Origin of the sequence: Pseudomonas sp. R25(2017) (genome assembly GCF_002112565.1) — a bacterium.
Taxonomy (GTDB): Bacteria; Pseudomonadota; Gammaproteobacteria; order Pseudomonadales; family Pseudomonadaceae; genus Aquipseudomonas; species Aquipseudomonas ekonensis.
The window spans coordinates 293,322-312,593 of the sequence record NZ_NEHZ01000004.1 but is presented as its reverse complement, the minus strand read 5'-3'; the positions used below and the strand labels follow the sequence as shown (position 1 = coordinate 312,593).

The window sequence follows — 19,272 nt, the reverse complement described above, 5'->3', positions numbered from 1 at the left end:
AATCCTAACGCCATAGCAACTAACGAAACTACGCTGAATATATAACCTCACGTTTCTCTCAACTAACGATCCCGATACCGACGCGTTGCGGAGTCAGAACCCGCAGGGGCCGAGCGGCAGAATCGCCGAACGGCACTGGCCGTTTGCGAAGACCAAGGATACTGTATGCACATACAGCACACAGGACACCGCCGATGCACACGCCCTTGCCTCCCCGCGGCCGCGGCACCGCCGCCAACCCGCACAACCGCTTCGCGCCGAGCCGCTCGGTGGCCGAGGACGACGGCTGGCATCAGGAAGTGCCGCAGACCCAAGGCACCGAGGTGCGGATCGAGACGGCGAAAACCATCATCACCCGCAACACCTCACCAGACCTGCCCTTCGACCGCTCGGTCAACCCGTACCGCGGTTGCGAGCACGGCTGCATCTATTGCTACGCCCGGCCCAGTCACGCCTACTGGGACCTGTCGCCGGGGCTGGATTTCGAAACCAAACTGATCGCCAAGACCAACGCCGCCCAGGTGCTGGAAGAACAGCTGGGCAAGCGCGGCTACCAATGCGCGCCGATCAACCTGGGCTCCAACACCGATCCCTACCAGCCCATCGAACGCGAGCAACGGATCACCCGCCAGATCCTCGAAGTGCTGCTGCGCCACCGGCATCCGGTGACAATCGTCACCAAGGGTTCGCTGATCCTGCGCGACCTCGACCTGCTCACCGAACTGGCGCAACAGAGGCTGGTGGCGGTGATGATCAGCCTCACCACCCTGGACGACGAGCTCAAGCGCATCCTCGAGCCCCGCGCCGCCGCGCCCAAGGCCCGGCTGCGGGCAATCCGGGTGATGCGCGAAGCGGGCATCCCGGTGGGCGTGCTGTGCTCGCCGATGATTCCGATGATCAACGACAGCGAGATCGAAAGCCTGCTCACCGAGGCCCACGCGGCCGGCGCCCAGAGCGCGGCGTACATGATGCTGCGCCTGCCGCTGGAGGTGGCGCCGCTGTTCGAGGAGTGGCTCCAGGCGCATTACCCGCAGCGCGCGACCCATGTGCTGAGCCTGATCCGCCAGAGCCGCGGCGGCGAGCTGTACGACAGCCGCTTCGGCGCCCGCATGCGGGGCGAAGGGCCGTTCGCCGACCTGCTGGCCCAGCGGTTCGCCAAGGCGCTGAAGCGTCTGGGGCTCGACCGTCGGGAAGGCTTCGGCCTCGATTGCTCGGCCTTTTGTCCGCCGGGTCGCCAGATGTCGCTGATTTAGCGACAATTGCCCCAAGGTTGAGTGACGGAACCGCTCGACCGGTTGCGCCGGTCACGTTTTTTGTGACCTGGAACACAGGTTCCAGAGCCTTTGATTCAGTTTGAGTTAAGTTTCGGCGGTTACCTTGTTCATCGAGTGACTGACGGGTCAGGATCGGCCCGGATGTTTGAACAGCCACTGGCTTCACACCGGAATACACGGGAATGACTCCCCGAATCCGCCAAAGAGGATGAATCATGAGTGACAAGGATAAACAGCCGTTGGCTGCGTCGGCGCCGGCCCCTGAGGCGGAAACCGCCGATGCAGCGCTGAAGCACATCGTCGACGGCTTTTTGCATTTTCATCATGAGGTCTTTCCGCAGCAGGAAGAACTCTTCAAGAAACTCGCCACGGCCCAGTCGCCACGGGCGATGTTCATCACCTGCGCCGACTCGCGCATCGTCCCCGAACTGATCACCCAGAGCTCCCCCGGCGATCTGTTCGTGACCCGCAACGTCGGCAACGTCGTACCGCCCTACGGCCAGATGAACGGTGGCGTGTCCACCGCCATCGAATACGCCGTGCTCGCCCTGGGCGTGCAGCACATCATCATCTGCGGCCACTCCGACTGCGGCGCCATGCGTGCGGTGCTCAACCCGGACAGCCTGGAGAAGATGCCGACGGTCAAGGCCTGGCTGCGCCACGCCGAAGTCGCGAAAACCATGGTGCAGGACAACTGCAACTGCGCCAACGAAAAAGAAAGCATGCCGATCCTCACCGAGGAAAACGTCATCGCCCAACTGCAGCACTTGCGTACCCATCCCTCGGTAGCCTCGCGCATGGCGAACGGTCATCTGTTCATCCATGGCTGGGTCTACAACATCGAAACCAGCGAAATCAAAGCGTACGACGCGGACCAGGGCTGCTTCCTGCCGCTGGACGGCAGCCATCCGATCCCGGTGGCGACGCCAAAAGCGCGCTTCTAGATCCTCCTAAAAATCTCTGTGGTTTGACGCCGGCCGCTGTTTCAGCGGTCCGGCCTCGCCACGCCTGAAGAAAAGTCCGGGAGAATCCCTATGCGTGCCGCTCAATTGAAAGCTGTTCTGCCACGGGAGCTGTTGGCTTCGGTGGTTGTGTTCCTGGTCGCCCTGCCGCTGTGCATGGGCATCGCCATCGCGTCCGGCCTGCCGCCGGCCAAGGGCCTGATCACCGGAATCATCGGTGGGCTGGTGGTGGGTTGGCTGGCCGGCTCCCCGCTGCAGGTCAGCGGGCCGGCGGCGGGTCTTGCGGTGCTGGTGTTCGAGCTGGTGCGCCAGCACGGCGTCGAGATGCTCGGGCCGATCCTGCTGCTGGCCGGGCTGCTGCAACTGGCGGCCGGGCGCCTGAAGCTCGGCTGCTGGTTCCGGGTCACTGCGCCGGCGGTGGTGTACGGCATGCTCGCCGGGATCGGCGTGCTGATCATCCTGTCCCAGGTGCATGTGATGCTCGACGCCGCGCCGAAACCCTCCGGCCTGGACAACCTCACCGCGTTCCCCGGTGCCGTGGCCCAGGCCCTGCCGTCGTTCGGCTGGCAGGCCGGGCTGTTGGGGCTGGGAACCATCGCGGTAATGTGGCTGTGGGAGAAGTTCCGCCCGCATTCGCTGCGCTTCGTGCCCGGCGCGCTGCTGGGCGTCGGCCTGGCCACGGGCGCCAGTCTGTTGCTGGCGCTGCCGGTCAAACGCGTCGAGGTGCCGGACAACCTGGCGCAGGCCATCGACTGGCTCAAGCCGGCGGACCTGCTCAACCTCGCCGACCCTGCCTTGCTGGTCGCGGCGTTCGCCGTGGCCTTCATCGCCAGCGCCGAGACCCTGCTGTCCGCTGCGGCGGTGGACCGCATGCACAGCGGCCCGCGCTCGGACTTCGACCGTGAACTGTCGGCGCAGGGGGTAGGCAACATGCTCTGCGGCCTGGTCGGCGCGTTGCCGATGACCGGGGTGATCGTGCGCAGTTCGGCCAACGTCCAGGCCGGCGCCACCACACGCTATTCGACGATCTTCCATGGTCTGTGGCTGCTGGCGTTCGTGCTGTTGCTGTCGAGCCTGCTGCAGAGCATTCCGGTGGCGAGCCTGGCCGGCGTGCTGGTCTACACCGGGTTCAAGCTGGTGGATCTGAAGGTGTTCCGCGGCCTGGGCCGTTACGGCCGGATGCCGATGTTCACCTACGCCGCCACGGCGCTGGCGATCATCTTCACGGACTTGTTGACCGGCGTGCTGATCGGCTTCGGCCTGACGCTGCTGAAACTGGCGCTGAAGGCCGCACGGCTGAAGATCAGCCTGATCGACCTGCCGCAGGAAGGGGAAATGGAGATGCGCCTGACGGGCGCGGCGACGTTCCTCAAGGTGCCGGCGCTGACCCAGGCCCTGGCCAGCGTTCCGCCGGGCACGACGGTGCATGTGCCGCTCAACAACCTGAGCTACATCGACCACGCCTGCCTGGAACTGCTGGAGGAATGGGGCAGGGCCAATGCCGCCAAGGGGTCGAGGCTGCTGATCGAATCCCGGGGGCTCAAGCGCAGGCTTGAAGGGCGGGTGCGCACCACCGTCGGCATCGGCACGGCCGGCTGAAACAAACCTTGTGGGAGCCGGGATCAGGCGGCCGGCTGGTCCAGCTCCAGGCCCACGCCCAGGCGGCGGCCCATGCACGGCCAGCGTTTCCAGGCGGCGCCGGTGTCCGGGCTGCTGAGCTTCTCGCGGTAGGCCTCCACCGACTCCAGCGCGAAGCTGTCGTCGTCGAGCATGCTGTCCACCGCGTGGTGCACCACTTCGTCGAGTTGGTTGGCGAATGCCTCACCCAGCAGCTGGTGGGCAATCAGATTGGCGACCGTCATGTCCAAGGGGATCAGTGGCTGGCCGAAATGCTTGATGTACAGGTCGTTGACCTCTTCGACAAACCGGTGGGCCAGATAGGCCTCGTCCAGCAGGCTGTCCAGGCCCACGGGGGGCTGGAGGAAGTACTGCTCGGCGATTTTCAGCACCGGTTTGATCTGTGACTCGATTCCCGCTTCCCTGGCGACTTCATTGGCTGCGTCCAGCAGGTCCGGCACTTCATCGATGTAGGCGGCGACGAAGCGCGTCAGGACGGCTTCGGCACCGGTTTCCGGCAACTGGATCGCCGGGTGCAGGTGAGGCAATTGATTTTCCAGCTGACGGGTCAGCCGTCCGGTGTCTTTCTCGTGTTCTCGGGCTATTCGGATCTGCTCGCGCAATGCGGCGGTGTTCATGAAAACTCCAGGGTACAGGGCAATGAAATAGGGAAGACATAACTTAGCTGGCTTACGAAAAATGCTAAGACGCATTTGTCATAATTATTTCATCCTTGATACACCGGGGTTATATCGGTGTGCCACCACTCCGCTGCATCCTTCTCCATTCGTGCCCTGGAACGCAAGTGCCAGCTGTTTCATGCGATTTACGCGCTCGCGTTGCGAGGTTCAAGTCGCTGTCTATACTCGCCAGTGAATGGAGTTAGCTGATGATGCCTGACTGCCCGCGCAGCAAGGCCCGGCGATTCAAGTTCGTAGTCTGATGCAGCCGCTCCCTTGCCGCAGGCGTTGCGCCTACGGGACAACAAGAACGATAAGGGGAACCCGCAATGATGCGACATCCACACGTCTGGATGGGCCTCCTGTTGTGGTCGATTTTCAGCCAGGCGCAAGCGGCCTGGACTGTGAATATGGCGCCTGGAGCGACTGAGATCAGTCACGCTGTGTTCGACCTGCACATGACCATCTTCTGGATCTGCGTGGTGATCGGGATCATCGTCTTCGGCGCGATGTTCTGGTCGATGATCCTGCACCGCCGCTCCACCGGCCAGGTCGCGGCACGCTTTCACGAGAGCACCACCGTCGAGATCCTCTGGACCGTCGTGCCGTTCCTGATCCTGGTGGCGATGGCCGTTCCGGCGACCGCCACCCTGATCAAGATGTACGACACCAGCGAGCCGGACATCGACATCCAGATCACCGGCTACCAGTGGAAGTGGCACTACAAGTACCTGGGCCAGGACGTCGAGTTCTTCAGCAACCTGGCCACCCCCGCCGAACAGATCCACAACAAGCAGGCCAAGGGCGACCACTACCTGCTGGAGGTCGACAAGCCGCTGGTGCTGCCGACCGGCGCCAAGGTGCGCTTCCTCGTCACCTCCGCCGACGTGATCCACTCCTGGTGGGTGCCGGCCTTCGCGGTCAAGCGCGACGCCATCCCCGGGTTCGTCAACGAAGCCTGGACACGCATCGACAAGCCCGGCCTCTACCGCGGCCAGTGCGCCGAGCTGTGCGGCAAGGATCACGGCTTCATGCCCATCGTGGTCGACGTGAAGGAGAAGGCCGACTACGACAAGTGGCTCGCCGAGCGCAAGGCCGAGGCCGCGCAGCTCAAGGAGCTGACCAGCAAGGAATGGACGCTGGACGAGCTCAAGGAGCGCGGCGACAAGATCTACCACACCACCTGTGTGGCCTGTCACCAGGCCGAGGGCCAGGGCCTGCCGCCGATGTTCCCGGCGCTCAAGGGCTCGAAGATCGCCACAGGCCCCAAGGAGGCGCACCTGAGCCTGGTGTTCCACGGCAAGCCCGGCACCGCCATGGCGGCGTTCGGCAAACAGCTGTCGGAAGTCGACATCGCCGCCGTCGTGACCTACGAACGCAACGCCTGGGGCAACAACAAGGGCGACATGGTCACGCCCAAAGAAGTGCTGGAGCTCAAACAGGCGGAAAGCAAATGAGCCGCGCCGCCGCGTCCTCCCGCCAACGTCCGGGGCTGCGCGCCCCGCACGGCCCTGCCCGTCCGCTTGAAGGAGAAAGGCCATGAGCGCCGTTATCGATGACCACGGTCATGCCGACCACGCCCACGGCCCCGCCAAAGGCCTGATGCGCTGGGTGCTGACCACCAACCACAAGGACATCGGCACGCTGTACCTGTGGTTCGCGTTCTGCATGTTCCTGCTCGGCGGCTCGTTCGCCATGGTGATCCGCGCCGAGCTGTTCCAGCCCGGCCTGCAGATCGTCGAGCCGGCGTTCTTCAACCAGATGACCACCATGCACGGCCTGGTGATGGTGTTCGGCGCGGTGATGCCGGCGTTCGTCGGCCTCGCCAACTGGATGATCCCGCTGATGATCGGCGCGCCGGACATGGCCTTGCCGCGGATGAACAACTTCAGCTTCTGGCTGCTGCCGGCGGCGTTCCTGCTGCTGGTCTCGACCCTGTTCACCCCCGGCGGCGGGCCGAACTTCGGCTGGACGTTCTACGCGCCGCTGTCCACCACCTACGCGCCGGAAAGCGTGACGTTCTTCATCTTCGCCATCCACCTGATGGGGATCAGCTCGATCATGGGCGCGATCAACGTGATCGCCACCATCCTCAACCTGCGCGCCCCCGGCATGACCCTGATGAAGATGCCGCTGTTCGTCTGGACCTGGCTGATCACCGCGTTCCTGCTGATCGCGGTGATGCCGGTGCTGGCCGGCTGCGTGACGATGATGCTGATGGATATCCACTTCGGCACCAGTTTCTTCAGCGCCGCCGGCGGCGGCGACCCGGTGCTGTTCCAGCATGTGTTCTGGTTCTTCGGCCACCCCGAGGTGTACATCATGATCCTGCCGGCCTTCGGCGCCGTCAGCGCGATCATCCCGACCTTCGCGCGCAAGCCGCTGTTCGGCTACACCTCGATGGTCTACGCCACGGCGAGCATCGCGTTCCTGTCGTTCATCGTCTGGGCGCACCACATGTTCGTGGTGGGCATCCCGCTGGTGGGCGAGCTGTTCTTCATGTACGCCACCATGCTGATCGCGGTGCCGACCGGGGTGAAGGTGTTCAACTGGGCCAGCACCATGTGGCAGGGCTCGATGACCTTCGAGACGCCGATGCTGTTCGCGGTGGCGTTCGTGATCCTGTTCTCCATCGGCGGCTTCTCCGGGCTGATGCTGGCCATCGCCCCGGCGGACTTCCAGTACCAGGACACCTACTTCGTGGTCGCCCACTTCCACTACGTGCTGGTGCCGGGGGCGATCTTCGGGATCTTCGCCTCGGCCTACTACTGGCTGCCGAAGTGGACCGGCCACATGTACGACGAAACCCTCGGCAAGCTGCATTTCTGGCTGTCCTTCATCGGCATGAACCTGACGTTTTTCCCGATGCACTTCGTGGGACTTGCGGGCATGCCCCGGCGGATCCCGGACTACAACCTGCAGTTCGCCGACTTCAACATGGTGTCGTCGATCGGCGCGTTCATGTTCGGCGCCACGCAGATCTTCTTCCTGTTCATCGTGATCAAGACCATCCGCGGCGGCGCGCCGGCGCCGGCCAAGCCTTGGGACGGCGCCGAAGGGCTGGAGTGGAGCGTGCCGTCGCCGGCGCCGTACCACACCTTCACCACGCCGCCGGAAGTCAAATGAACACCGGCCGCCATGCAGGCGCGAGCCTGCTCGCGAAGAACGATGACGCGCTGTGCCTGCAGCACCGGGTCGTCCGCTTCGCGAACAGGCTCGCGCCTGCAGGGGGCTCGGTGAGGAGCTGGAACCATGGCTGACTCGGTCTCGATGAAAAAACTGGTCACCCGCCTGCTGAGCGTGGTGGTGGCGATGTTTGTCTTCGGCTTCGCCCTGGTGCCGCTGTACGACGTGATGTGCAAGGCCTTCGGCATCAACGGCAAGACCGCCGGGCAATACGAGGGCGAGCAGACCGTCGACACCTCGCGCCAGGTGCGCGTGCAGTTCCTGTCGACCAACACCGCCGACATGCCGTGGGACTTCTACCCCAAGCATGACGAGCTGACAGCCAACCCCGGTGCGGTCAACGAGATGATCTTCATCGCCCGCAACCCCACCGACAAGCCGATGAGCGCCCAGGCCGTGCCGAGCATCGCGCCGAGCAACGCGGCGGCGTATTTCCACAAGACCGAATGCTTCTGTTTCACCCAGCAGGTGCTGCAGCCCGGTCAGCAGATCGAGATGCCCGTGCGCTTCATCGTTGACCGCGACATGCCCAAGGATGTGAAGCACCTGACGCTGTCCTACACGCTGTTCGACATCACCGCCCGTCATCCACCGGTGGCCGCAAGCACTGGCGGTTAAGCGTGCCCGATAAGGAGAACAATAAATGGCGACTCATGAGCACTATTACGTTCCGGCCCAGAGCAAGTGGCCGATCGTGGCGACCGTCGGCATGGTCACCACGGTGTATGGCCTGGCGACCTGGTTCAACGACCTGAAGGCGGCGCGCCCGGAATCCCACGGCCCGCTGATCTTCTTCATCGGCGGCCTGCTGCTGGCGTACATGCTGTTCGGCTGGTTCGGCGCGGTGATCAAGGAAAGCCGTGCGGGGCTGTACAGCCCGCAGCTGGACCGCTCGTTCCGCTGGGGCATGAGCTGGTTCATTTTCTCGGAGGTGATGTTCTTCATCGCCTTCTTCGGCGCGCTGTTCTACGTGCGGCACGTGTCGGGGCCGGCGCTGGGCGGCGAAGGCACCAAGGGCATCGCCCACATGCTGTGGCCGAACTTCGAGTTCGTCTGGCCGCTGCTGAACAACCCGGACTCCAAGCTGTTCCCGCCGCCCAAGGAAGTCATCAGCCCCTGGGGCCTGCCGCTGATCAACACCATCTTGCTGGTGAGCTCCAGCGTCACCGTGACCATCGCCCACCATGCCCTGAAAAAGGGCCACCGCGGCGCGCTGAAGCTGTGGCTGGCGGTCACCGTGCTGCTGGGCTGCGGGTTCCTCGCGCTGCAGGCCGAGGAGTACATGCACGCCTACCACGAACTGGGCCTGACCCTGGGTTCGGGCATCTACGGCGCGACGTTCTTCATGCTCACCGGTTTCCACGGCGCCCACGTGACCATCGGCACGATCATCCTGTTCGTGATGCTGGTGCGCATCATGCGCGGGCATTTCGACGCCGAGCACCAGTTCGGCTTCGAGGCGGCGAGCTGGTACTGGCACTTCGTGGACGTGGTGTGGATCGGCCTGTTCGTGTTCGTCTACGTGCTCTGAGGCTCACCAGGGCGCATGCGAGACCAGTTGGCCGCTCCAGAAGCCCCAGGCGATCAGGCCGACGGTGGCGGCGGCCAGGGTGACCCGAACGCTCAAGGCGATCACCAGACGGTTCGAGCCGCTGTCGTCCTTGACCAGAAAGAACAGGCCGCTGAACAGGCTGATCACCGTGGCGATCAGCATCAGGACGATGGCTGCCTTGAGCATCATGGCAAGACTCCGGGGGGACAGGCGATGCAATTGAGTATAGCGGTCGCACGCACCGGCTCCGGGGCACGGCCATGAAGCGCTTCCGGCCCGGCGTCGTGCCGACGGTGGCGGTGGTTCTGCTGCTGCCGCTGATGGTGTCGCTGGGTGTCTGGCAGCTGGGCCGCGGCGCTGAGAAGACCGCCTTGCTCGCCAGCTACGCCGAACGCCGCGCCGCCGAACCGATGGCCGCCGCCGAACTGCTGCACAGCGCCGATCCGGCCTTCCGCCGGGTGCACCTGCACGGCCGCTTCGATGCCGACCACAGCCTGCTGCTCGACAACCGCCAGCGCGACGGCAAGGTGGGCGTCGAGCTGCTGCAGCCGTTCCAGGACCGGCGCACCGGCCAGTGGCTGCTGGTCAACCGCGGCTGGCTGCCGTGGCCGGATCGGCGCCTTGCCCCACAGTTCACGACCCCGGCCGACGCGGTGGACATGGATGCCTGGGTCTACGTCGCCCCCGGGGCGACCTTCCAGCTGCATGCCGATCCGGTCAGCGACGCCTGGCCGCAGACCGTCACCGCCGTCGAGCCGGCGCGGCTGTGGAAAACCCTCGACCGCGACGGCTTCGCCTATGAAGTGCGCGCAGAACCCGGCCCCGCCAGCTACGTCACCGACTGGCCGGTGGTGGCGATGGGCCCGGAAAAACACCTCGGCTATGCCGTGCAGTGGTTCGCCATGGCCACCGCCCTGCTCGGCCTTTACCTGTATCTCGGCTGGCACAACGCAAAGGAGAAACACCATGGGAGCGGCCATGAATCCACCCAGCATGTCTGAAGCCAAGCCGGCGGCCGGTCGCCGCCGCGGACGCATCCAGCTGCTGCTGATCGTGCTGGGCGTGGTCGGCCCGATGATCCTCGCCACCGGCATGTACAAACTGCAGTTCTGGGTGCCGGAAGGCCGCAGCTACCACGGCGAGCTGATCGGCAACGGCCAGACCCGCGCCGACCTCGGCGTGACGGCCGACGAGGAGCGCTGGCAGATGCTGGTGACCGCCCCCGGCGATTGCGCCGCGGACTGCCAGCAATTGGTGTACCTGGCGCGGCAGATCCAGATCGGCCTGGGCCGCGACGCCGGGCGAGCCAGCCACGCCCTCGCCGCCGCGCAGCCGCTGGGCGCCGACTACGAAGCCCGGCTGGCCCGCGACTACCCGCAACTTCAGCGCTACCCGCTGGACACCGCCGGCCTGCGCAAGACCGCCGGGGACGCGTCCGCGCCGCAGCTGTGGATCATCGACCCCCACGGCAACCTGGTGCTGCGCTACGGCCCGGACGTCAACGGCAAGGATCTGCTCAACGATCTGCGCCACCTGCTGAAACTGTCGAACATCGGATAGGGACATCGTCATGGCCAAACCCGGATTTCGCCTTGCGCTGTTCGCCACCCTGCTGGCGCTGATCGTGGTGCTGCTCGGCGCCTACACCCGCCTGACCCACGCCGGCCTCGGCTGCCCCGACTGGCCGGGCTGCTACGGCTTCATCAGCGTGCCCAAGAGCGAAGCCCAGCTGGCCCATGCCGAGCTGCACTTCCCGGACTCGCCGGTGGAGGCGCACAAGGGCTGGAACGAGATGATCCACCGCTATTTCGCCGGCACCCTGGGCATGCTCATCGCGGTGTTGGCCGGGCGGGCGTGGGTCGATCGCCGGCACCCGGGGCAACCGCTGAAGCTGCCGCTGTTCCTGCTGGCGGTGGTGTTCGCCCAGGCGGCGTTCGGCATGTGGACGGTAACGCTGAAACTGTGGCCGCAAGTGGTCACCGGGCACCTGCTGGGCGGCTTCGCGACCTTGAGCCTGTTGTTCCTGCTGACGTTGCGGCTGTCCGGCGTGCTGCCGGCCCTGAGCGTGCCGCGCCGCCTGCAATATTGGGCGACCGCAGGCCTGGTGCTGGTGATCGGCCAGATCGCCCTCGGCGGCTGGGTCAGCTCCAACTACGCGGCGGTGGCCTGCATCGACTTCCCCACCTGCCACGGCCAATGGCTGCCGCCGGCGGACTTCGCCAACGGCTTCCACCTGACCCAGCACATCGGCCCCAACTACCTGGGCGGGCAACTGGACAGCGACGCCCGCACCGCCATCCACCTGACCCACCGCATCGGTGCCCTGCTGGTGACCCTGGTGCTGCTGGGGCTGGCCTGGCAACTGAAGGCGGTGGGCATGACCCGCCTCGCCGGGCTGGTGCTGGCCGCCCTCGCCGCGCAGATCACCCTGGGCGTCAGCAACGTGCTGTTCCATCTGCCGCTGCCGGTGGCCGTGGCGCACAACGCCGGCGGCGCCGCGCTGCTGCTGACGATGGTGCTGGTCAACTATCACGCGCGCACCGCCCTGGTGCGGATCAAACGGCCGATGCCGGCCGGCTGGCGCCTGAGCCCGCGCAGGCACCCTGCCGCGCCGGTCACCCTCAAAGGAGAGACGCCATGGCGATTCTGATCGGCGAACGCCCTGCCCAAGCGCTGTGGCGCGACTACCTGGAGCTGACCAAACCGAAGGTGGTGGTGCTGATGCTCATCACCTCGCTGGTGGGCATGTTCCTGGCGACCCGGGCCGGCGTGCCGTGGACCGTGCTGGTGTTCGGCAACCTGGGCATCGCGCTGTGCGCCGGCGGCGCGGCGGCGGTCAACCATGTGGTGGACCGGCGCATCGACGCGGTGATGGCCCGCACCCACAAGCGGCCGCTGGCCGAAGGCCGGGTGGCGCCACTGGCGGCACTGACGTTCGCCCTGGCGCTGGCGCTGGCCGGCCAGGCCCTGCTGCTGGCCTTCACCAATGCCCTGACCGCCTGGCTGACCCTGGCCTCACTGCTCGGCTACGCGGTGGTCTACACCGGTTTCCTGAAACGGGCGACCCCGCAGAACATCGTCATCGGCGGCCTCGCCGGCGCCGCCCCGCCGCTGCTGGGCTGGACCGCCGCCACCGGCCACGTCAGCGCCGAACCCCTGCTGCTGGTGCTGATCATCTTCGCCTGGACGCCGCCGCACTTCTGGGCCCTGGCCATCCACCGCAAGGAGGAATACGCCAAGGCCGACATCCCGATGCTGCCGGTCACCCACGGCGAGCACTACACCAAGGTGCACATCCTGCTGTACACCTTCGCCCTGCTGGCGGTCAGCCTCCTGCCTTACGTGATCCACATGAGCGGGCTGCTGTACCTGATCTGCGCGCTGGGGCTGGGCGCCCGGTTTCTGCAATGGGCCGTTGTGCTGTACCGTGGCACTCGGCCGCACGCGGCGATCAACACCTTCAAGTACTCTATTTATTACTTGTTCCTGCTGTTCATCGCCCTGCTCGTAGACCACTACCTATTGTTGAACCTATGACTCGAACCCAGAAAACCGTCTTCATCCTCGTCGCCGTGATCGCGCTGATCCTCGGCCTGACCGTCAACAAGGTGCTGAGCGGCAAGGGCCAGGGCGACCCCACCGCGCTGATCGACGCCGGCATCATCCTGCTGCCGCAGAGCCGCAGCCTGCCGGACGTGACCATGACCGACCAGGACGGCAAGGCCGTCACGGTCAACGAGCTCAAGGGCAAATGGAGCCTGCTGTTCTTCGGCTACACCTTCTGCCCGGACATCTGCCCGACCACCCTCGCCCAACTGCGCCAGATCAAGAGCGAACTGCCCAAGGACGCGGTCGACAAGCTGCAGATCGTCCTGGTCAGCGTCGACCCCAACCGCGACAACCCGAAACAGCTCAAGCAGTACCTGGGCTATTTCGATCCGCAGTTCATCGGCCTGACGCCCAAGTCGGTGGAGGAACTGCAGAAGGTCGCCAACGCGGTGAGCATCCCGTTCATCCCGGCTGACACCAGCAAGCCGAACTACACCGTCGACCACAGCGGCAACCTCGCGGTGATCGGCCCGGACGGCACCCAGCGCGGCTTCATCCGCGCGCCGCTGAACAACGCCAAGCTAGTGGCGCAGTTGCCGGTGATGCTCAACCGGCCTTGAAGCAGGCACAAAAAAAGGGACGCCCGAGGCGTCCCTTTTTCATTGCCGCAGCGATCAGAACGCCGGCAGCACCGCCCCCTTGTACTTCTCGGTGATGAATTGCTTCACCTCCGGGCTGTGCAGGGCGGCGGCCAGTTTCTTCATCGCGTCGCTGTCCTTGTTGTCCCCGCGGGACACCAGGATGTTCACGTACGGCGAGTCGTTGCCTTCGATCACCAGCGCGTCCTTGGACGGATCGAGCTTGGCTTCCAGCGCGTAGTTGGTGTTGATCAGCGCCAGGTCGACCTGGGTCAGCACGCGCGGGATGGTCGCGGCTTCCAGTTCACGGATCTTCAGGTCTTTCGGGTTCTCGGCGATGTCCTTGACGGTGGACAGGATGTTCTTCGAGTCCTTGAGCTTGATCACGCCGGCCTTGTCCAGCAGCAGCAGCGCACGGCCGCCGTTGGTGGCGTCGTTCGGGATCACCACGTTGGCGCCGCTCGGCAGCTCGTCGAGCTTCTTGAACTTGCTGGAGTAGGCGCCCAGGGGTTCCAGGTGCACGCCGGCCACGGCCACCAGGCTGGTGCCCTTGGCCTTGTTGAACTCATCGAGGTACGGCTGGTGCTGGAAGAAGTTGGCGTCCAGGCGCTTCTCGGCCACCTGCACGTTCGGCTGAATGTAGTCGGTGAACACCTTCACCTTCAGGTCCACGCCTTCCTTGGCCAGCGCCGGTTTCACGAACTCGAGGATCTCGGCGTGGGGCACCGGGGTCGCGGCCACGGTCAGGGTTTCGGCGGCGTGGGCCGAGAAAGCGGCGGCGGCAGCGAGGGCAACGAACAGTCTTTTCATTCAGCTAACTCCTTGTGGGTATCCGCCGGCGGCGCCTTGGCGCCTGCCGGGGAAGGCCGGCTCATGTTTTTCTGTGACAGGATCGATTATTTGCGCGAGAAGTGGACGACCAGCCGGTCGCCCACCATTTGCAGCACTTGCACCAGGATCAGCAGCAGCACCACAGTCACGACCATCACGTCGGTCTGGAAGCGCTGGTAGCCGAAACGGATCGCCAGGTCGCCCAGGCCGCCGGCGCCGACCACACCGGCCATCGCCGTGTAGGACACCAGTGTAATCGCTGTCACCGTAATCGCCGCGAAGATGCCCGGACGGGCCTCCGGCAGCAGCGCGTTGACGATGATCTGCCGGGTGGTCGCGCCCATCGACTGGGTGGCTTCGATGATGCCGCGGTCCACCTCGCGCAGGGCGGTTTCCACCAGCCGCGCGAAGAACGGCGTCGCGCCCACCACCAAAGGCGGAATCGCACCGGCCACGCCCAGCGACGTGCCGGTGATCAGCACGGTGAACGGGATCATCACGATCAGCAGGATGATGAACGGCAGCGAACGCAGGATGTTCACCACCAGCGACATGATCGCGTAGACGCCGCGGTTCTCCAGCAATTGGCGCGGGCTGCACAGGAACAGCAGCACGCCGAGCGGCAGGCCCAGCAGGACGGTGAACAGCAGCGAGCCGCCGAGCATCATCAGGGTGTCGCCGGTGGCCAGCCAGATTTCCAGCCAGTCGATGTTTTCGAACAGGGACTTGAGCAGTTCCATCAGCGGAGCACCTCCATGTGAACGTCGGCGGCGGTGAAGCGGGCGAACGCCGCGTCCATGTCGCCGCCGGTGACGGCGAGGGTCAATTGCCCGTAGGGAACGTCTTTGATGCGGTCGATGCGGCCGGCCAGGATGCTGTAGTCCACCCCGGTCTCCCGGGCGACGGTGCCGAGCAGCGGCGCGTAGGTCGCGTCGCCCTGGAACGTCAGGCGCACGATGCGGCCCGGCACGTGGGCGAAGTCATCGCGTTGTTCGTTTTCGTCGATCTGCTCGTCTTCCTGGACGAAACGCTTGGTCGTCGGGTGCTTCGGATGCAGGAACACGTCCGCCACCGGGCCTTGCTCGACGATCGTGCCGGCGTCCATCACCGCCACCTGGTCGCAGACGCGGCGGATCACGTCCATCTCGTGGGTGATCAGGACGATGGTCAGTTTCAGCTCGCGGTTGATCTCGGCCAGCAGTTGCAGCACCGAGGCGGTGGTCTGCGGATCGAGGGCGCTGGTGGCCTCGTCGCACAACAGGATCTTCGGCTTGGTCGCCAGGGCGCGGGCGATGCCGACGCGCTGCTTCTGGCCGCCGGACAGTTGCGCCGGGTACTTCTTGGCATGGTCGGACAGACCGACCCGGGCCAGCAGTTCGGCCACGCGGCGGTCGATCTCGCTGCGCGACAGTTCGCCGGCCAGGGTCAGCGGCAACGCGACGTTGTCGGCCACGGTCTTGGACGCCAGCAGGTTGAAGTGCTGGAAGATCATCCCGACCTGCTGCCGGAAACGGCGCAGGCCGTTGGCGTCCAGCGCGGTGATCTCTTCGCCGTCGACGATGATCTTGCCGCCGCTGGCGTCCTCCAGGCGATTGATCAGACGCAGCAGGGTGCTTTTGCCCGCGCCGGAATGGCCAATCAGGCCGAACACCTGACCGTTCTCAATCGACAGACGGGTCGGGTGCAGCGCAGTGATGTCCTTACCGGCGACGCGGTAAGTCTTATGGACGTTTTGAAACTCGATCACGTAGCGAACCTTGTGGGGCGCGTTGAAAAGGGTCAGCGGTTAGCCGGGCGCGCATTTTAGCCTGTCCGTATAGAGGTTCTTAGCATTTATTTCGCAAACAACCTTTCTTTTGGCAATAACGCGATCAAAGGTCATAAAAAAGGAACGGTCCGGCGTCTCGGTCAGTCACTCGAATAACCCCTGGAAATGCCCCATGGCTATCGGCACCGCGCCGGAAAACCTGACGGGCCCCGACCCAAACGAGGAGTTCAAGCCTGATGAGCACCAAAAAACCCGCTGCCGAGAAGAGCCGACTGGCCGGAACGGACACCCCCGACCGCGCCAACACCAACGCCAAGCTCGACCGTCTGGAGCCGTTCCGCTCCGACGCCACCGGCCAGGCCCTGCGCACCAACCAGGGCGTCAAGGTCGCCGACAACCAGAACACCCTCAAGGCCGGCGACCGCGGGCCGTCGCTGCTGGAAGACTTCATCATGCGTGAGAAGATCACGCACTTCGACCATGAGCGCATCCCGGAACGCATCGTCCACGCTCGCGGCGCCGGCGCCCACGGCTTTTTCCAGAGCTACGGGAACCATTCGGCGCTGACCAAGGCCGGTTTCCTGCAGGATCCGGCGAAGAAAACACCGGTGTTCGTCCGTTTTTCCACCGTGCAGGGGCCGCGCGGCTCCGGCGACACGGTGCGCGACGTGCGCGGCTTCGCCGTGAAGTTCTTCACCGAGGAAGGCAACTTCGACCTGGTGGGCAACAACATGCCGGTCTTCTTCATTCAGGACGCGGTGAAGTTCCCCGATTTCGTCCACGCGGTGAAACCCGAGCCGCACAACGAAATCCCCACCGGCGGCTCGGCCCACGACACCTTCTGGGATTTCGTTTCGCTGGTGCCCGAGTCGGCGCACATGGTGATCTGGGCCATGTCCGACCGGGCGATCCCGAAAAGCCTGCGCAGCATGCAGGGCTTCGGCGTGCACACCTTCCGGCTGGTCAACGCCGAGGGCACCTCGCGCTTCGTCAAGTTCCACTGGCGCCCCACCGCCGGCACCTGCTCGCTGGTGTGGGACGAGGCCCAGAAGCTCGCCGGCAAGGACACCGACCACCATCGCCGCGACCTCTGGGAAGCCATCGAGACCGGGGACTACCCGGAGTGGGAACTAGGGGTGCAGGTCATCGAGGAACAGCACGAGCACGACTTCGAGTTCGACCTGCTCGACCCCACCAAACTGATTCCCGAGGAGATCGTGCCGATCACGCCGCTGGGCAAGATGACCCTCAACCGCAACCCGGACAACTTCTTCGCCGAGACCGAGCAGGTCGCGTTCTGCCCCGGCCACATCGTGCCGGGGATTGACTTCTCCAACGATCCGCTGCTGCAGGGGCGTCTGTTTTCCTACACCGATACGCAGATCAGCCGACTCGGCGGGCCGAACTTTCACGAGCTGCCGATCAACCGTCCGCTGGCGCCGTTCCACAACGGCCAACGCGACGCCCAGCACCGTTCGACCATCGACAAAGGCCGCGCCTCTTACGAGCCGAATTCGATCGACGGCGGCTGGCCGAAGGAAACCCCGCCCGCCGCGCAGGACGGCGGTTTCGAGAGTTATCCGGAGCGCATCGACGCAAACAAGATCCGCCAGCGCAGCGAATCCTTCGGCGATCACTTCTCCCAGGCCCGGCTGTTCTTCAACAGCATGAGCCCCCACGAGCAGGAGCACATCATCGCGGCCTACAGCTTCGAACTGGGCAAGGTGGAGCGCGCGACCATCCGGGCGCGGGAGGTCAACGACATCCTCGCCAACATCGACCTGGAGCTGGCCAGGCGCGTCGCGGAAAACCTGGGCCTGCCGGCGCCGGCCAAAGGCACGGTGGCGGTGCGCAAGTCCTCGCTGGAGCGCTCGCCCGCGCTGAGTCAGGCCAACTTGCTGCCGGAAAACATAAAAACCCGAAAAGTGGCGATTCTGGCCGCGAACGGCGTCGATAGTGCAGCCATCGACGCCATGAAGAAAGCACTCAGGGCCGAAGGCGCCCACGGGAAGCTGCTCGGCCCGACCTCGGCGCCGCTCAAGGCCGCCAACGGCAAGACCCTGGCGGTGGACGCGTCGATGGAAGGCATGCCGTCGGTGGCCTTCGACGCGGTGTTCGTGCCGGGCGGTGCGGCGTCGGTCAAGGCCTTGGGCGGTGACGGGGTGGCGTTGCACTACCTGCTGGAGGCGTACAAGCACCTGAAGGCAATCGCCTTGCAGGGCGAGGCCGAACAATTGCTGGACATGCTGAAGCTGGAAAAGGACGCGGGACTGGTGACGGGCAAAGACGCCGGGGCGCTGACCCAGGCGTTCTTTGCCGCGATCGGGCAGCACCGGGTCTGGGAACGGGAAGCCAAGGCGAAGGCGGTTCCTGCATAAGGGTTCCCCGGTGCCCATGAGGACGCCATCGCCAGCAGGCTGGCTCCAGGATTCGGAACGCCGCAGATCCCTGTGGGAGGCCAGCCTGCTGGCGATGGACTCCGGACTTGGCGCTTAAGGCTTGCGCGGGCTCAAGACCATCTGCGCCGGTACGGTGCGCACGGTCTGCTTGCGGATCTGCAGGTCGAAGCCCGGATCCAGCTTCTTCACGCGCTTGGTCAGCAAGGTCGCCAGCCACGGGTAGTCGGCGGTGCGCGGGGCCTGCAGGGTCACTGCGCAGTCGTAATTCACCACATCGGCGGCGATCGCATCCAGTTGCCGACGCAATTTGCGGCTATCGGTGATGTTCAGCGCCACCGTGGTGCTTTCCGCTGTCGGGTCGATCACCCGCGCCTTGGGCTTGGACTCCGCCGCCTGCAGCGCCGCTTCAGCCTTTTCCAGCTCGGCCTTGCGGGCTTCGGTGATGGCGCCGTTGACGCCGCCGGTCAGCGCCGGGGCCTTGGGCATCAGGGCCCGGGCACGGCTCAGGGCCATGGCGGCGGCGTTCACGTCGCCCTTCTGCAGCACGATCTGGCTGCGGCGCAGGTAGGCTTCGGCCAGTTGCCTCTGGTACTGCTCAAGGGACTGGTCGTTGGGGGTTTCTGCCTGCAAGGCCGCCAATTGGTCTTCGGCGGTGGCCAGTTCGCTGCTGGCCAGGCTTTGCTCCAGTTGTGCGATGGCCGTGGCCCGCGCGTCGGGGGCTTCGGCCACCGGCGGCGTGCTTTGGCAAGCGCCCAGCAGCACGGAAAATGCGACAAGGAGCAGATAACGGGAGGCGAACGGCTTCATTCCTGCGAC

At 65.2% G+C, this 19,272-nt stretch carries 20 protein-coding genes; 14 read left to right on the top strand and 6 right to left on the bottom strand.

The window, feature by feature from the left end:
* Window positions 1-194 precede the first annotated feature (194 nt).
* The 3 genes from CAG31_RS07450 (at window position 195) to CAG31_RS07440 (ending at window position 3,835) form a co-directional block, all read left to right on the top strand.
* Window positions 195-1,253 (top strand): PA0069 family radical SAM protein, encoded by a 1,059-nt coding sequence (locus CAG31_RS07450; protein WP_085579442.1) that lies wholly within the window; start codon window positions 195-197, stop codon window positions 1,251-1,253.
* 236 nt (window positions 1,254-1,489) lie between these two features.
* The gene (locus tag CAG31_RS07445; protein WP_085579440.1) at window positions 1,490-2,218 is read left to right on the top strand and encodes a carbonic anhydrase; all 729 of its coding nucleotides are present in this window, start codon (window positions 1,490-1,492) and stop codon (window positions 2,216-2,218) included.
* 90 nt (window positions 2,219-2,308) lie between these two features.
* On the top strand, window positions 2,309-3,835 hold the full coding sequence (locus tag CAG31_RS07440; RefSeq protein WP_085579438.1) for a SulP family inorganic anion transporter: 1,527 nt from the start codon (window positions 2,309-2,311) through the stop codon (window positions 3,833-3,835).
* 23 nt (window positions 3,836-3,858) lie between these two features.
* Here CAG31_RS07440 and CAG31_RS07435 read toward each other — a convergent pair whose 3' ends face one another.
* Window positions 3,859-4,491: a hypothetical protein gene (locus tag CAG31_RS07435; protein ID WP_085579436.1), complete on the bottom strand. Its 633-nt coding sequence runs from the start codon at window positions 4,489-4,491 to the stop codon at window positions 3,859-3,861.
* Window positions 4,492-4,862: 371 nt separating this feature from the next.
* On the opposite strand from CAG31_RS07435, the gene coxB reads away from it, so the two are divergent.
* From coxB to CAG31_RS07415, 5 genes are all read left to right on the top strand, one after another.
* Window positions 4,863-5,990, top strand: a complete 1,128-nt coding sequence (gene coxB, locus CAG31_RS07430; protein ID WP_085579434.1) for a cytochrome c oxidase subunit II — start codon at window positions 4,863-4,865, stop codon at window positions 5,988-5,990.
* Between the two features lie 82 nt (window positions 5,991-6,072).
* Entirely contained in the window at window positions 6,073-7,659 is a 1,587-nt protein-coding gene (gene ctaD, locus CAG31_RS07425; RefSeq protein ID WP_085579432.1) for a cytochrome c oxidase subunit I, read from the top strand.
* Window positions 7,656-7,793 (top strand): hypothetical protein, encoded by a 138-nt coding sequence (locus CAG31_RS28400; protein WP_176243860.1) that lies wholly within the window; start codon window positions 7,656-7,658, stop codon window positions 7,791-7,793. The genes ctaD and CAG31_RS28400 overlap by 4 nt, the downstream gene beginning before the upstream one ends.
* Window positions 7,786-8,337, top strand: a complete 552-nt coding sequence (locus CAG31_RS07420) for a cytochrome c oxidase assembly protein (RefSeq protein WP_085579430.1) — start codon at window positions 7,786-7,788, stop codon at window positions 8,335-8,337. Before CAG31_RS28400 ends, CAG31_RS07420 begins: the two co-directional genes overlap by 8 nt.
* A gap of 25 nt (window positions 8,338-8,362) precedes the next feature.
* Window positions 8,363-9,250, top strand: a complete 888-nt coding sequence (locus tag CAG31_RS07415) for a cytochrome c oxidase subunit 3 (RefSeq protein ID WP_085579428.1) — start codon at window positions 8,363-8,365, stop codon at window positions 9,248-9,250.
* Window positions 9,251-9,253: 3 nt separating this feature from the next.
* On the opposite strand, the gene CAG31_RS07410 is transcribed toward CAG31_RS07415, so the two are convergent.
* Window positions 9,254-9,457 (bottom strand): twin transmembrane helix small protein, encoded by a 204-nt coding sequence (locus tag CAG31_RS07410; protein ID WP_085579525.1) that lies wholly within the window; start codon window positions 9,455-9,457, stop codon window positions 9,254-9,256.
* Window positions 9,458-9,531: 74 nt separating this feature from the next.
* On the opposite strand from CAG31_RS07410, the gene CAG31_RS07405 reads away from it, so the two are divergent.
* The 5 genes from CAG31_RS07405 to CAG31_RS07385 are packed head-to-tail and all read left to right on the top strand — an operon-like array spanning window position 9,532 to window position 13,440.
* The gene (locus CAG31_RS07405; protein ID WP_085579426.1) at window positions 9,532-10,272 is read left to right on the top strand and encodes an SURF1 family protein; all 741 of its coding nucleotides are present in this window, start codon (window positions 9,532-9,534) and stop codon (window positions 10,270-10,272) included.
* Window positions 10,238-10,831 (top strand): hypothetical protein, encoded by a 594-nt coding sequence (locus CAG31_RS07400; protein ID WP_085579423.1) that lies wholly within the window; start codon window positions 10,238-10,240, stop codon window positions 10,829-10,831. The genes CAG31_RS07405 and CAG31_RS07400 overlap by 35 nt, the downstream gene beginning before the upstream one ends.
* 10 nt (window positions 10,832-10,841) lie before the next feature.
* The gene (locus CAG31_RS07395; RefSeq protein WP_085579421.1) at window positions 10,842-11,921 is read left to right on the top strand and encodes a heme A synthase; all 1,080 of its coding nucleotides are present in this window, start codon (window positions 10,842-10,844) and stop codon (window positions 11,919-11,921) included.
* On the top strand, window positions 11,909-12,808 hold the full coding sequence (cyoE, locus tag CAG31_RS07390; protein ID WP_085579419.1) for a heme o synthase: 900 nt from the start codon (window positions 11,909-11,911) through the stop codon (window positions 12,806-12,808). The genes CAG31_RS07395 and cyoE overlap by 13 nt, the downstream gene beginning before the upstream one ends.
* A complete protein-coding gene (locus CAG31_RS07385) occupies window positions 12,805-13,440 on the top strand; it encodes an SCO family protein (RefSeq protein ID WP_085579417.1) in 636 nt (211 codons plus the stop codon). The genes cyoE and CAG31_RS07385 overlap by 4 nt, the downstream gene beginning before the upstream one ends.
* A gap of 54 nt (window positions 13,441-13,494) precedes the next feature.
* Here CAG31_RS07385 and CAG31_RS07380 read toward each other — a convergent pair whose 3' ends face one another.
* The 3 genes from CAG31_RS07380 to CAG31_RS07370 form a co-directional block, all read right to left on the bottom strand.
* Entirely contained in the window at window positions 13,495-14,268 is a 774-nt protein-coding gene (locus CAG31_RS07380; RefSeq protein ID WP_085579415.1) for a MetQ/NlpA family ABC transporter substrate-binding protein, read from the bottom strand.
* Window positions 14,269-14,354: 86 nt separating this feature from the next.
* A complete protein-coding gene (locus CAG31_RS07375; protein WP_085579412.1) occupies window positions 14,355-15,029 on the bottom strand; it encodes a methionine ABC transporter permease in 675 nt (224 codons plus the stop codon).
* Complete coding sequence (locus CAG31_RS07370; protein WP_085579410.1) at window positions 15,029-16,036, bottom strand: methionine ABC transporter ATP-binding protein; 1,008 nt, start codon at window positions 16,034-16,036, stop codon at window positions 15,029-15,031. The genes CAG31_RS07375 and CAG31_RS07370 overlap by 1 nt, the downstream gene beginning before the upstream one ends.
* Window positions 16,037-16,293: 257 nt before the next feature.
* Between CAG31_RS07370 and katE the strand changes: the two genes are divergently transcribed.
* Window positions 16,294-18,435 (top strand): catalase HPII, encoded by a 2,142-nt coding sequence (gene katE, locus CAG31_RS07365; protein WP_085579408.1) that lies wholly within the window; start codon window positions 16,294-16,296, stop codon window positions 18,433-18,435.
* A 114-nt stretch (window positions 18,436-18,549) separates the two neighbouring features.
* Here the strand turns inward: katE and CAG31_RS07360 are convergent, their stop codons facing one another.
* The gene (locus tag CAG31_RS07360; protein ID WP_085579406.1) at window positions 18,550-19,263 is read right to left on the bottom strand and encodes a PA5502 family lipoprotein; all 714 of its coding nucleotides are present in this window, start codon (window positions 19,261-19,263) and stop codon (window positions 18,550-18,552) included.
* Window positions 19,264-19,272: the final 9 nt, after the last annotated feature.